Origin of the sequence: Paractinoplanes deccanensis, from assembly GCF_016862115.1 — a bacterium.
GTDB classification, from domain to species: domain Bacteria; phylum Actinomycetota; class Actinomycetes; order Mycobacteriales; family Micromonosporaceae; genus Actinoplanes; species Actinoplanes deccanensis.
On record NZ_BOMI01000013.1, the window covers coordinates 76800 to 88826 of the forward strand.

Consider the following 12027-nt stretch of genomic DNA (forward strand, 5'->3'; position numbering starts at 1 on the left):
GTTGGCCGTGCGTTTCGAGCTGGCCAGCACCCAGCAGAAGGCGACAAGGGCCAACGCCAGCACGGACGCTATGCCGGCAAGGGCGGGTCCGCTCATTGCGGCCGCGGCGGTCGCCACACCGCCGATCGCGGCCCAGGCCGTCGTCCTCATGGCCGGATCCGCTCGGGTGCGGGCGCCTTGAGCTCGGCTCGCAGCACCCACGCCTCGTTGAGGATCCGCAGCGCGTAGATCAGTTGAGTCCACCGTGACGCACCGGAGAGCGCCAGCTCGTACAGCTCGGCCTGCCACTCCTCCGCGTAGCGGGGCTGGGCGGCGGCGGGAAGGACCCGGACCGACACCAGGGTCAGGCGGACGGCGCTGGTCCACGGCGTGGCTTGTCCCGCCGCGGTGACCGCCGCCGCCCTCGGGTGGCGATCGACGGCGAGCTGCTCGACCAGCTGGCTGATCTCCTCCGCGCACCGGGCGAGGTTCGCGATGTGGGATTCGTCGATCGACTCGCCGGCCAGCGCCTCGAAGATGCTCTCCAGGTTCTTGAAGAGCCGATCCACCAGGAGGTCGTCGAGTTCCTTCTCGCAGTAGGCGGCGTTGTCCAGGACCCGGATGCAGTCGATGGCCTGCAGTGTGCAGGACTGCAGCGCGATCACGGTCAGCAGGAATCGCTGAATCTGCCTGCCGCGCAGGATCTGGGACAGCTCGGCCCGATCGCCGTCCGTCAACGCGGGAATGTCCGGAAGGATCAAGGGCCCTTTCACGCCAGTCCTCCGTCGGCCAGGCGCGGCTTAACGCGCCCTTCCAGGAATCGGCTCACCGGCGTGCGCGCGTCGTCCAAGGCTGTGCGCGCGTGCTCGGCACCGTCCGGGCTCAGCCGGTAGTAGCGTCGACGGGGTCGGCCCTCACGTGCCGGGTCGATGTCCTCCCAGTGCGACTCAAGCCAGCCGAGCTTCTCGAGGCGGGCGAGGATGGGGTGGATGGTTCCGGACGGCAGCCCGGACGCGGTCGACAGCTCCAAGCCGTACCGCTCATGCGTCGGATCTTCCAGAAGTGCCCGCAGCACCATCTGAGTCTGCAGCGTCATCCGGGGACGTCCCATGCCTTATCTCTACCATGGGGCTAGGTAGAGTTCAACCTACTTGGCGATCGGGTCGTCCCCGAGGAGTGATTGACGCCGCTCGGCCGGCGGTGGGGGAATCTTGGCGCGCGGGCGAAGGATAGCCTCGTTGCGGTGGGGACGGCATGAGCGACGAATCGGGTGACGAGCCGCGGCGGGAGGGCCGCCGGGGTCCCGTTCAGCGGCTCTCCGCTCATCGGCTGCTGCTGGCGCTGGCGCTCGTCTCCACGGGATGGCCGCTGATCGTCAAGTACGGCTGGGGTGGTGTCGCCGCCGCGGTGGTGGCTCTCGCGTACGCCGTCTATCTGATCGCCGGCAAGCGGCTGCCCCGATGGCGCCGCCGGCGAAAACAGCGTTAGCCGCGGGCGCGCAGCATGCGGCGTAGCTCGTCGGCCCGTTCGAGCACGGTTTGGCGGATCACCGGCGCGGCCTCGGCGACGGCCTGCTCGGCGCGGGCGGGGAAGTCCGCGGCGACGCCGAAGCGGGGGAGCAGCCGACCGGAGTAGGCCATCGCCGGCATCATGCCGCCGCGGTCGAAGCCGGGCAGCAGGTCCAAATACTTGTCGCCGTAGCCTGCCAGGATGTGGTCCTGGCCGGGGCGCCAGAAGGCCGCCGTCACCATGAAGAGGGCGCTGATCGGCACGGCCCGGTCGACGGCGATCCTCTGCCAGACCGCGGCCTTCTCGGCGGCGTCGGGGCGGGCGGCGCGCACCGCGAGGGCGCGATAGGTGGCGTCCGGGTCGGGGTCGCGTTTGAGCAGGTCGGCGGCTTCGGCCTCGGTGTCGCCGCCCAGTTCGGCCGCGCGGCTCAGGCAGCGCCAGAGCAGGTCGGGGTCGCCGTCGGCGCTCTTCTTCAGGCTCGCGACCGTGTCGAGGTCGGCCGCCGAGCGGATCATGCCGCGCAGCGCCACCTGGCGGCGGGCGGGCTGCTCGGCGAGACGCGTGCACGTCGCGAAGACCTGGGCCAGCAGCGCGGGACGGTCGGCGTCGCCGGCCCACAGCTCGGCGGCGTCGCCGGCCAGGCGCAGGTACGGCTCGATCACCGTGTCGGCCGTCTCCGCGTCGAGCACCGAGGTCAGGCAGCGCACCGCCTCGGCGGGGGTCGCCTCGCCGGCGGTCAGCATGTCCCAGACGGTGGCCACGGCGACGCCGCGCGACACCGGGGCCGGCAGCGCTCCGGCCTGGTCGATCAGGGTCTGCCGGTCGGCGGCCGAGGGCCGGACGGTGGCGAAGGTCAGGTCGTCGTCGTTGACCAGGTAGAGGTCGGCGCCCGCGGGCAGCGTCACGGCGGTCGCCGCCGCCTGCACGTCCACCCGCTCCAGCGCCGTCCGGGTCAACCCCTTCGGGCCTTTCTCGTACGCCGCCACGGCCAGCACCTGGGGTCGCGGCTCACCGGCCGGCCCGCTGCCCGTCAGCGTCACGCCGTCGAACGTGAACCGGTCGACCCCGGCGGTCTCGAGCCAGCCCGCGCGCCACGCGTTCAGATCGCGCCCGGAGGTCTCGGCCAGCGCGTCGATCAGATCCTGGAGGACCGTGCTGCCCCACGCGTGCCGCGCGAAGTACTTCTTCATGCCGGTGACGAAGTGCTGCTCACCGACGTACGTCATGAGCTGGTGCAGCACCGACGCGCCCTTGGGGTAGGTGATCGCGTCGAAGATGGACGCAGCCTCGGCGACGTCCGGCACCGGCTGGCGGATCGGGTGGGAGATCGGGCCCTGGTCGGCGAGGTACGCGTCGAGCTTCTCACCGGCGAGCAGGCCGACCCGCGCGTCGGTGTGGCGGGTGGCGTGCTCGGCCGCCCAGTAGCACGCGAACTCGGCGAACGCCTCGTTCAGCCACAGGTCGTCCCACCAGCGCATCGTCACGATGTTGCCGAACCACATGTGCGACAGCTCGTGCAGCAGCACCACGGCCAGCATCTCCTGCTCGGCCGGGGTGGGCGCGGTCCGCTTGAGGAACGAGTCCATCCAGGTGACGCAGCCCCAGTTCTCCATCGCGCCGCCGAAGTCGGGCATGAAGACCTGGTCGTACTTGCGCTGCGGGAACGGCATGCCGAAGACCTCGCCGAAGAACGCGAGCCCCTGCTCGGTGACGGTGAAGATCTGGTCGGCGTCCCGGTCGAGCATGGGCGCCAGCGAGCGGCGGCAGAACAGGCCCAGGTCGTGCCCGCCGGCCGTGCGGCGCACCTCGTGCAGCGGGCCGGCATTCACGACCGTGTTGTACGTGGCGAGCACCGGCGTGTCCGGGAACGCCCACCGGCGTACACCCTCGTGGGTCTCGATCGTGGGATCGGCGGTGTTGGAGACGACCGTCCAGCGCTCGGGGGCGGTCACGGTGAACGCGTGCGGCGCCTTGAGGTCGGGCTGGTCGAAACAGGCGAACAGATAGCGGGCCTCGTCGGGCGCGAAGGTCGTCCAGACGTAGACCTCGCCGTCGCCCGGGTCGACCGCCTTGTGCACACCGGCGCCCTCGGTCGTGTCGGTCTGGAGCGTCTCGACGCGCAGCGTGTTGCGCTCGGCGAGCCCGGCCAGCGGGATCCGGCCGTCGGCGGCGGGCGGCAGCGGCTCACCGTTGAGCGTCGCCGAGACGATCGGCGCGACACAGTCGGCGAACGTCGAGGCGCCGGGCTCGCGGCAGGTGAAGGTCACGGTCGACACGCAGGCCACACCGGAGCCGGTGGGCAGGTCGGTGAGGTCGATCGCGATGTCGTAGCGCTCGACGGCGATCAGCGCGGCACGCTGCTCGGCCTCGGCCTGGGTGAGACTCCGGGGGCTCATCCGCCCGATGGTAGGGGCTTTCGCGGGTCACGTCGCGTGAGTAAAAAGGGCCAGGCTCACGGCGGTGCCCCGAGGCCCGCTGCGCAGGGTGAACTCGTCGGTGCCGTGGCGCGCCAGCCAGAGCCCGCGGCCGCCCACGGCGTCCGGCAGCGGGGCGCGGGGCCGCACGCCGGCGGGCAGGCCTGCGCCCCGGTCGGTGACGGTGCAGTGCAGCCCGTCGGCGGCCCGCCACAGCCGGACGTGCCCGTGACCGCCGCCGTGGCGTACCGCATTGGTGGTGATCTCGTTGACCGCGACGACGAACCGGTAGAGCACCAGCCCGGTGAGCCCGTGGGCGCCCGCCCACTGCTCGATCTCGTGGCGCAGCGCGACCAGGCTGCCGAGGGTGAAATCCCGGTGGAGCCGGTCGTGGTCCGGCGGCTCAGTCATGGCCGTTTCCACAATCAGTCCGGCGTACGGCGAGCAGGCACGTGTCGTCGTCGGGGTTCGCGCGTTGCAGGCCGGCGAGGAGCACGTCGAGCGGATAGTCGCGCCGCTCCGCGGTGACCCGGCTCATAAGATCGGCGACCGGTGCGGTGCCCTCCGACAGGGTCCGCTCGCGGTGCTCGACGAGGCCGTCGGTGTAGAGCAGGAGGATGTCGCCGGCCGCCAGGTCGAGGGAGTTGGTGCCGTATTCGGCGTGGGCCAGCCCGCCGAGCAGCGGCCCGGCCGGACGGGGCAGTTCGACGGCGACGCCGGCGCGGGCGTGCAGCGGAGGCGGATGGCCGGCCTGCGACCACGTGCAGGCGTGGGTCGCCGGCTCCCAGCGGACGATGACGGCCGTGGCGGGCGCTGTCGACACCCCGAGGGCGAGCAGCAGGCGGTTGAGGTGGGCGAGCAGTTCGGCGGGCTGCGACGTGGTGGTCATGGTGAGGGCGGCCATGGTGTGGCGCAGCTGCGCCATGGTGGCCGCGGCCTGCACGCCGTGCCCGGCGACGTCGCCGACGGCGAGCACGACGCTGCCGTCCCCGGCAAGCGCCGCGTGGAACCAGTCGCCGCCGATCCGGCTGGCCTGCTCGGCGGGCAGATAGCGGACGGCGGCCCGCAGGCCGGGCAGGTCCACGGGTGTCTCGGGGATGGGCAGCACGATGTGCTGCAGCTGGGCGGCGAGCCGGTGCTCGGCGGCCAGATCCTGCTGATGCTCGTGCAGCTGCCGCTCGACCTCGGCAAGCTTGCGGCGGCTCGTCTCGCGCGCGGTGACGTCCTGGATGATGCCGTAGACCTTGCGCGGCCGCCCCTCGGCGTCCCGCACAGTGTCGATCACCGCCCGCAGGTGCTTCACCTTGCCGTTGATGAGCGCCCGGGTGGTGAGGTCGATGGTCTCGCCGCGCCCGAACTCCTCGGCCGCCTGGCGCCGCAGCGGCTCGTCCTCGGGCAGCCCGAGCGCCTCGGACTCGGCCCGGGGCAGCGGGCCGTCAGCGGGATCGCGCTCGTAGATCCGGTACAGGCCGTCGGACCACACGGTGGTGTCGGTGATCAGATCCCATTCGCCGTAGCCGAGGTTGCCGAGACGCTCGGTCTGGTCGATACGCTCGGCGAGCCGGGTCTGCTCGTCGTGCATGACCCAGGAGTTGAGCAGCCCCGGCCCGACGGGACGCACCCGCACGGTGAGCAGGTGCTCGCTGGCGTCGCCGTTGTCGATGTGCACATAGGTGAACGGCTCGACGGAGCGGGGATGCCCGTCGGTGAGCGAGTCGGCCCAGGCCCGCCAGACCGGCCCACCGACGATGTCCGGGTAGGCGGTGCTGATCGCCATCCCGATCAGCTGCGGCCCGGTGCGGCCGGACAGGTCCCGCATGCCCGGGCTGACGGCCACACACTCGTAGTCGGTGATCCGCCCGTCGTCCCCGCGGACCGGGACGACGACGATGTGCTTGCCCGGCAGCGCGTTGAGCATCTGCTGCACGACGTCGAGCCACGAGTACGACGCATCCGGCGCGCTCACCCGTACCGGCTGGTCAGGCTCTTGATCGGTGGCCCGGAGAGCCTCCTCGACAGAGTGCCGCACCTGCCGCAGCGAGGTGGAACGCCGGATCTCGAGCGCCCCGATGACGGTGGCCGCAACCGAGGCGACGCTGGTGTTCTGCTGTCCGGCGAGCAGCCGCAGGTGAGCATGAGCCTCGTCGATGCGGCACCCGATCCGCCCGGCCAGCAACCCCGCCGCCCGCTCGCTGAGGATCTCGGGGCTGAGCCTGGCCTGGTCGACCCGGGCTTCGAGCTCCGCCAGCCGTTGCAGGTAGCCCGAGTCGGTCTCCGGGATCATGCCCGCCGCAATCCGAAGACATCAACCAGCCCCGCGGTATTGAGCTGATCGAAGACCACAAGCGTGGGCCGCTCGACGACAAAGGAGGCGTTGACCTGATCGGCGGCCTTCATGGCCCGAACAAGCGCCCCGATGCCCGAGGAGTCGAGAAAGGTAACCTCAGCGAGATCAACCCGAACGCTGTCCGGCCGGCAATCGTCAATGGCGGCCTCCATAGCCGCCACAATCCGCGCCGCCTGAGTGAAGTCAAGCTCGCCGCGCAGCACCGCACTCAGGGTCCCGTCGTCTCCCACGTCGATCGAAACCGTCTGCATCGGCCTACTGTCCCTCCAGGTACGCCCCATCGCGTACGCCCGTTCGGGTGGCGGTCGTGCCTGGGTCCCCTTCCGTCCCCGCCGCAAACTCAACTCTTCGGCCAGCACCACCTGCCTGAAAAGGCCACCGCCCCCGTTCGCGGACCGTGTCGGCCGTTCGACGGCCTTGGCGGCGGTTTCGCTCTTTGCTGGCCCTGCCGGTGTTGCCGGTCCCGTTGCGGGCCCGGTCGCCGGTCGCCGGTCTCGTCAACGGGGCCGGCGTCACGAGACGGCTCGTTCGGCGGACGCGGGCTGGTCGGCGCCGTCGTCGAGCGGGAAGAAGTCGGCGAACGGGTCGGGCAGCGCACCCCAGCTCTCGGCGCCGTCGGCGATCTCCGCGTCGGTGAGCAGGCAGCGGCCCAGCGTCGCGGTCATCGCGTCGACGTCGAGCCCGAAACCGACGAACGACAGCACGGTGCCCCGGTCGCCGTAGTAGGGATCCCAGGCAGCATCGGCCGCGAGCCGGCGCATGTCGCTCGCCTCGTCCCACCGTTCGCGGGGCAGCGCGGCGAGCCAGTGCCCGAGGTTGCCGAGCAGCAGGCCACCGCCGGACGACTCCCAGGCGATCGCCGTACCCGGCTGGGTGGCGATCCACAGCTGCCCGCGCCCTCGCAGCGCCTCCGCGGTCAGATCGTCGAGCGCGTCGTGCAGCCGCTGCGGGTGGAACGGCCGCCGGCTGCGGAACAGCATCGCGTTGACCCCGTGCTCGCCGTGCCGGTCGTGAATGCCGATCGGATACCCCTCCAGCGCCCTGCCCATCATGCCCGGAACGCCCGGGTCGTGACGCCCCGTGCGCAGCAATCGCCCGGCAAGCCCCGTGCAGTCGACCTTGGGGCTGTCGCCGACGTGCACATGCGCCGCCCAGGGCGCCAGCCGATGCAGCAGCGCGGCAAGCCGATGCCGCTCGAACGCGTCCGCGCCCGGACTGCTCCACACCACGACGGTGTCGGCGAACTCGATCTGCCGCACCACCACATCGGCGACCGCCCGCTCGTCGTTGCCCGCCGCATGCAGGCCACGGTCACGCAGGCTGTCCGTGCTGCACAGATCGTCGACGACGCCCGCAGCCTCCACCACGGCAACGTACGAATCGAACCGCACGGCATCGGTCACGGCCACCCCGTCAACCGAGCCCACAGCGCAGGCCGCCGCAACAGCCTCCGGCTCGATCGCCGGAGGTAGCGCCAGCACCAGATCGCTAGCCGGATGCGCCCGGCTCAGCCGCACAAGGGTCGGCAGCACGTCTTCCCGCAGAGTGCACGACACACATCCGTGCACCAGATCGGTCCGCCCTTCCTCCAAAACCTCCCCAGCCGTGCGCACGGTCCGCCGCACCACCCCATCCCGAACACCGGCAAGATCATGCGCCACAAGAATCAGCGAGGGGTCGGTAAGCAGCAGGCTACGGGCCACAGCATCAGTAGCCGCCGCCGAGAAGCCGGCCAGCACAGTCACACGAGGACGGGTGTCGTTCATGTCTCCCATCTTGTTGGAAACGGTTTTCATTGTAAAGTGACGCCGCTCGCCCGGGGTGTCGTGCTCGCCCCGCAGACCCTGCCGCCCGACCGCGACCGTCACCGCGACAGCGACCCCGACCGCCGCTGCGACCGCCACCGCGAGTCCGACCCCGACCGCCGCTGCGACTCCGACCCCGACCGCCACAGCGACAGCGACGGCGGCCTGGCGGTGGCGACGTTCTGAGGTGGCGGCGGTCCAGGGCCGGGATGGGCCCTGGGGGCGGGGCACGGTAATGCGGACAGCCGCCGCCACCAGCCCCGCGGGTGGCGGAGGCTGTCCGGATGGTGCGTCGGGCCTTGCGAGTGGCAATGGCGCGGCCTGCGCTGGCCCGCGGATGGCGTTGCGCCTGGTGGCGGTGGCTGTGGCAGCGGTGGCGATGGCAGTGACGGTGGCAGTGCGGATCACCGCGGCCTCCGGGCGACGGCTGGCGTGCGGGTGGCGGTCGCGCCGCCGGAGGCGGTGGCAGCGGTGGCAGTGGCAGCGGAGGCGGTGGCAGTGGCAGCGGTGGCGGTGGCAGCGGTGGCAGTGGCAGTGGCAGTGGCAGTGGCAGCGGCAGCGGTGGCGGTGGCAGCGGTGGCGATGGCAGTGACGGTGGCAGTGCGGATCACGGCGGCCTCCTGGCGACGACGGGCGTGCGGGTGGCGGTGCGCGGCGGTGGCGATAGTGACCACCGGAGGAACTCGCCGTGGTCCGGCGGAAGGGCGTTCATCGGAGGCGGTGGCGGAGGGCGACGACGGCGAGGGCCGCGAGAAGCAGGAGCGCCGCAGCGGTGGCGATTATGAGCGGTTGGGGACCGCCGGCGAGGACGCCCATGTAGTCGAGACCCGCGACGTCGTTGACCACCATGTACCAGAGCAGCGGGTATGCGGCCTGGAACAACCTCTGCGTGCGGCTGATGACACCGGCGGCCAGCGCCAGCGCGGGAATGAAGGCCGCGCCGGCGAGCCAGTCGGCGAAGTGACCGTCAGCAGCCATGGCCAGGGCCGGGCCGAAGCTCACGACGGCCGTCAGCACGACGCCGCTCAGCCACTGCGCCAGCGTGCGCAGCAACGGCGCAGGGCAGGAGTCGAGGAGCGCCTCTGCGTGCTGCTCGCGCGCCTGGCAACCGAGCCGCGACCAGATCAGCACCGGCCAGATCCACGCCGCCATGAGCGCCACCGGCGCCGCAGATGGCACAGCAACACCGGCCACGACCAGGGCCAACGTGCCCAGCCACCACCATCGGGAGACGCCACCGGCAAGGATTCGCACCTCCCCGGCCACGACCCGTAGAGCACCCGCCGCGCGCCACGGCCCGTGAACGCCCGACTCGCCCGCTGTCAGCACTTCCGCCGCCGAGCGGTGCCGGCCGACACCGGACGATGACACCCCGTTCGCTGGCGGGCCCGGCGGGCCGAGTGGCTGCAGCGGCGTGGCGACGGGCGCCGGACGTGCCCATCTTGGCGCTGCCGACCGTAGTGCGACGGCACGATCGAGTGACTGCTTCTTGGCCGCGGGGGCGGTGCGGCGCGCCTGGTCGAAGCGGTCGAACCACAGTGCCGGCACGAGGGCCACACCGACGGCCAGGGCGATGAGGGCCATGCGCTTACCTGCGAAGGCGGCAGTGAAGTCGATGCCGTCCCAGGGAACAGGGCGGGGTGGATCGTCCATGTACATCAAGCCCAGCGCCAGATCGGTGCCTTTGAGGCCCCGCGCCGCCAGTTCGTCGCGCAGCGACTCGGCGAAGGCGCCTACGCCCAGGCCGCCGAAGGGAGCGTCCGCGGACTGACCGGCGATCAGGCCGATCAACGAGACGACCAGCCAGATGATGTTGCCCAGACCGCCGCGAAGCAGGGGAGTGGTCTCGAAGACGACGGCCGCCGCCGCTGCCACAGCGAGCACCGGCAGGGTGCAGAGCACGAACGGTGCCAGCAGGGCGACCAGGTCGACGGATCGGGACTCGCCGCGGGCCAGCTGCATCGCCAGGGCTGCCGCGGCCAGCGTCGCAGCCATAGAGGACAGGACCAGCAGGTTGCTGAGGAACTTTCCGATCAGGTAGTCGCCGGTGCGCATCGGCGTGGCCGCCAACAGTTCACCCACGCCGCTCTGCCGATCGCGCGCAACGGCCGAGCGAATCACGTAGAAGCCTCCGGCCGACAACCACAACGCTCCCGCCAGTGCCGTGACCGTACCGACATAGGCGCTGTCGTAGACGCCGCGATAGGACCCGGCATTGACGATCGTCCAGTGGTCTCCGACGGCTGGGACGGCCAGATAGCCGAGACAGACGGCCGCGAGCAGAACCACGATGTACGCCGGTCTGCGCACCCGTTCTCGGAAGTCCGCCACGGCCATTGCGGCCAGTACTACGGGCCTCATCGGGCCACCTCCCGCATCGTGCCGACCGCGGCGAGGTAAGCGTCCTCGAGGTCGGGGCGCACGGGAACCGCATCGGGCGCCGGTGGATCGGGGGAAAGCAGCCGGACGTGCACGCCGTCGCTCGTGCGCACGATCCGGCTCACCGTGTGTCGCGCCTGAACGGCGCCGAGCGCGGACGGTGGGATCGTCATCTCCCAGACCTGGCCCTCCACCGTCCGGACCAGAGCGTCGGGACTGCCACGGCGCAGTACCCGGCCGCGTGCCACTATGGCGATGTCGCCGGCCACCGACTCGACGTCGGACACGATGTGAGTGGACAACAGGACAAGCCGGTCGGCTGCAAGCTCGCTGAGAAGGTTGCGGAATCGGACGCGTTCCTCCGGGTCGAGACCCGCGGTGGGCTCGTCGACGATGACCACGCGGGGATCGGCCAGCAGCGTCTGCGCGATGCCCACCCGCCGCAGCATGCCGCCCGAGTAGCCACCGAGTGGGCGGCGGGCCGCCTCGGTGAGGTTCAGCAGCGCCAGCAAGTCGTCGATGCGGGCCCGGGCGGCACGCGCCGGCAAGCCCTTGACCGCCGCCAGGTAGGAGAGGAACTCACGCGCGGTCAGGTGGGGATAGACGCCGAAGTCCTGTGGAAGGTAACCGAGGCGATGGCGGAGGGCGTCGGGCTTGGTCACCACGTCAGTGCCCTCGAACAGGACCTGCCCGGTCGTCGGCCTCGTGACGGTGGCGGCCACTCGCATCAGCGACGACTTGCCGGCGCCGTTGGGACCGAGTAGGCCCAGTACGCCCGGGCCGAGGCTCATGGTCACGCCGTCGACCGCTCGCTTGCCGCCTCGGTAGACCTTGGTGACGTCGATCAACTCCAACATCAGCGCGCCTTCCGGACCCGAGCGGCGTGGGCGTCGCCGGCCGTCGCAGAGATGGAGCGCTTGCTGGCGGGGTCATGGCGTAACGCCGATCCGCCGGGCGTGGCGGTCACTCGATAGGTCTCAGGGCCGGCGGGCAACACGACGTCGACGGAGCCTGCGGCACGGGCCTCGACGTGGCTAGGTGGGCTGGTGAAGTTGATGCGCACGTCATCGTCTCTGGACGACACCGCAACGTCGGCCGAGCGGGCGCCGGTGACCTCGACTGCCAGGCCTGCGTCGAGCCGGAGCGGGCCGCCCGGGCTCTCGACGTGGAGCCAGGAGTCGGACACCGTCGCAGTGAGGGCCGCGCCGAGACCGACGGCCCGGACCGGCGAGTCACTGGTGACCTGGACCTCGACGCCGGGCGGCACACCGACGACGTGGCGGCCGCCGCAGTCGGGCACGAAACCGCTGCAGGAGACACTCAGCCGCAACGTGTTGTCGCGCATGGACCAGGAGGCGTTGCCGTCGACGGTCGCCTTGCCGGTCAGCGACCGCTGCACCACGACGGCGTCACCGGTGCCGGCCGTCAGCCGGAGCTCGACGCCGTCGTTGTCGATGACCAGGCGCTCGCCTGCCAAGGCGAACTCCTGCCGGTCGTCGCTGGTCTCGTCGATGGCCGCCAGGTCGGTGCACCCGGCGACCGGCAGGAGCAGCAGCAGTGGGAACAGAGCCGTGAGTCGCATGGGCTCACTCGA

At 71.4% G+C, this 12027-nt stretch carries 13 protein-coding genes; 3 read left to right on the forward strand and 10 right to left on the reverse strand.

Going from position 1 to position 12027, the window contains the following annotated elements; genetic code table 11:
* Positions 1–146 precede the first annotated feature (146 nt).
* Positions 147–716, reverse strand: coding sequence for a hypothetical protein (locus Ade02nite_RS49050; protein ID WP_239168517.1), 570 nt, complete (start codon positions 714–716; stop codon positions 147–149).
* Positions 717–748: 32 nt separating this feature from the next.
* On the reverse strand, positions 749–1075 hold the full coding sequence (locus tag Ade02nite_RS04470; protein WP_203760205.1) for a PadR family transcriptional regulator: 327 nt from the start codon (positions 1073–1075) through the stop codon (positions 749–751).
* 158 nt (positions 1076–1233) lie between these two features.
* Here Ade02nite_RS04470 and Ade02nite_RS04475 point away from each other — a divergent pair, with 158 nt between their 5' ends.
* Complete coding sequence (locus Ade02nite_RS04475) at positions 1234–1467, forward strand: hypothetical protein (RefSeq protein WP_203760206.1); 234 nt, start codon at positions 1234–1236, stop codon at positions 1465–1467.
* Here Ade02nite_RS04475 and pepN read toward each other — a convergent pair.
* The 5 genes from pepN to Ade02nite_RS04500 all read right to left on the reverse strand — a co-directional run bounded on the left by pepN (position 1464) and on the right by Ade02nite_RS04500 (position 8045).
* A complete protein-coding gene (gene pepN / locus Ade02nite_RS04480; RefSeq protein ID WP_203760207.1) occupies positions 1464–3884 on the reverse strand; it encodes an aminopeptidase N in 2421 nt (806 codons plus the stop codon). The genes Ade02nite_RS04475 and pepN overlap by 4 nt on opposite strands.
* A 27-nt stretch (positions 3885–3911) precedes the next feature.
* Positions 3912–4313, reverse strand: coding sequence for an ATP-binding protein (locus tag Ade02nite_RS04485; RefSeq protein WP_203760208.1), 402 nt, complete (start codon positions 4311–4313; stop codon positions 3912–3914).
* Positions 4306–6186: a SpoIIE family protein phosphatase gene (locus Ade02nite_RS04490; protein ID WP_203760209.1), complete on the reverse strand. Its 1881-nt coding sequence runs from the start codon at positions 6184–6186 to the stop codon at positions 4306–4308. The genes Ade02nite_RS04485 and Ade02nite_RS04490 overlap by 8 nt, the downstream gene beginning before the upstream one ends.
* A complete protein-coding gene (locus Ade02nite_RS04495; RefSeq protein WP_203760210.1) occupies positions 6183–6500 on the reverse strand; it encodes an STAS domain-containing protein in 318 nt (105 codons plus the stop codon). The genes Ade02nite_RS04490 and Ade02nite_RS04495 overlap by 4 nt, the downstream gene beginning before the upstream one ends.
* A gap of 261 nt (positions 6501–6761) precedes the next feature.
* Positions 6762–8045: a CobW family GTP-binding protein gene (locus tag Ade02nite_RS04500; RefSeq protein WP_203760262.1), complete on the reverse strand. Its 1284-nt coding sequence runs from the start codon at positions 8043–8045 to the stop codon at positions 6762–6764.
* A 6-nt stretch (positions 8046–8051) separates the two neighbouring features.
* On the opposite strand from Ade02nite_RS04500, the gene Ade02nite_RS04505 reads away from it, so the two are divergent.
* Positions 8052–8240 (forward strand): hypothetical protein, encoded by a 189-nt coding sequence (locus tag Ade02nite_RS04505; RefSeq protein WP_203760266.1) that lies wholly within the window; start codon positions 8052–8054, stop codon positions 8238–8240.
* Between the two features lie 151 nt (positions 8241–8391).
* Positions 8392–8646: a hypothetical protein gene (locus Ade02nite_RS04510; protein ID WP_203760211.1), complete on the forward strand. Its 255-nt coding sequence runs from the start codon at positions 8392–8394 to the stop codon at positions 8644–8646.
* Positions 8647–8762: 116 nt separating this feature from the next.
* Here the strand turns inward: Ade02nite_RS04510 and Ade02nite_RS04515 are convergent, their stop codons facing one another.
* From Ade02nite_RS04515 to Ade02nite_RS04525, 3 genes are read right to left on the reverse strand one after another with little or no spacing between them, the layout of a single operon-like run.
* Complete coding sequence (locus tag Ade02nite_RS04515) at positions 8763–10415, reverse strand: ABC transporter permease (protein WP_203760212.1); 1653 nt, start codon at positions 10413–10415, stop codon at positions 8763–8765.
* Positions 10412–11290 (reverse strand): ATP-binding cassette domain-containing protein, encoded by an 879-nt coding sequence (locus Ade02nite_RS04520; protein ID WP_203760213.1) that lies wholly within the window; start codon positions 11288–11290, stop codon positions 10412–10414. Before Ade02nite_RS04520 ends, Ade02nite_RS04515 begins: the two co-directional genes overlap by 4 nt.
* Positions 11290–12015, reverse strand: coding sequence for a hypothetical protein (locus Ade02nite_RS04525; protein WP_203760214.1), 726 nt, complete (start codon positions 12013–12015; stop codon positions 11290–11292). Before Ade02nite_RS04525 ends, Ade02nite_RS04520 begins: the two co-directional genes overlap by 1 nt.
* Positions 12016–12027: the final 12 nt, after the last annotated feature.

Excerpts from the sequence above, each read along its gene's own strand:
- Ade02nite_RS04470 (WP_203760205.1), bottom strand. The coding sequence starts at position 1,075 with ATGACGCTGCAGACTCAGATGGTGCTGCGGGCACTTCTGGAAGATCCG.
- Ade02nite_RS04475 (WP_203760206.1), top strand. The coding sequence starts at position 1,234 with ATGAGCGACGAATCGGGTGACGAGCCGCGGCGGGAGGGCCGCCGGGGT.
- pepN (WP_203760207.1), bottom strand. The coding sequence starts at position 3,884 with ATGAGCCCCCGGAGTCTCACCCAGGCCGAGGCCGAGCAGCGTGCCGCG.
- Ade02nite_RS04485 (WP_203760208.1), bottom strand. The coding sequence starts at position 4,313 with ATGACTGAGCCGCCGGACCACGACCGGCTCCACCGGGATTTCACCCTC.
- Ade02nite_RS04490 (WP_203760209.1), bottom strand. The coding sequence starts at position 6,186 with ATGATCCCGGAGACCGACTCGGGCTACCTGCAACGGCTGGCGGAGCTC.
- Ade02nite_RS04495 (WP_203760210.1), bottom strand. The coding sequence starts at position 6,500 with ATGCAGACGGTTTCGATCGACGTGGGAGACGACGGGACCCTGAGTGCG.
- Ade02nite_RS04500 (WP_203760262.1), bottom strand. The coding sequence starts at position 8,045 with ATGAAAACCGTTTCCAACAAGATGGGAGACATGAACGACACCCGTCCT.
- Ade02nite_RS04510 (WP_203760211.1), top strand. The coding sequence starts at position 8,392 with ATGGCGTTGCGCCTGGTGGCGGTGGCTGTGGCAGCGGTGGCGATGGCA.
- Ade02nite_RS04515 (WP_203760212.1), bottom strand. The coding sequence starts at position 10,415 with ATGAGGCCCGTAGTACTGGCCGCAATGGCCGTGGCGGACTTCCGAGAA.
- Ade02nite_RS04520 (WP_203760213.1), bottom strand. The coding sequence starts at position 11,290 with ATGTTGGAGTTGATCGACGTCACCAAGGTCTACCGAGGCGGCAAGCGA.
- Ade02nite_RS04525 (WP_203760214.1), bottom strand. The coding sequence starts at position 12,015 with ATGCGACTCACGGCTCTGTTCCCACTGCTGCTGCTCCTGCCGGTCGCC.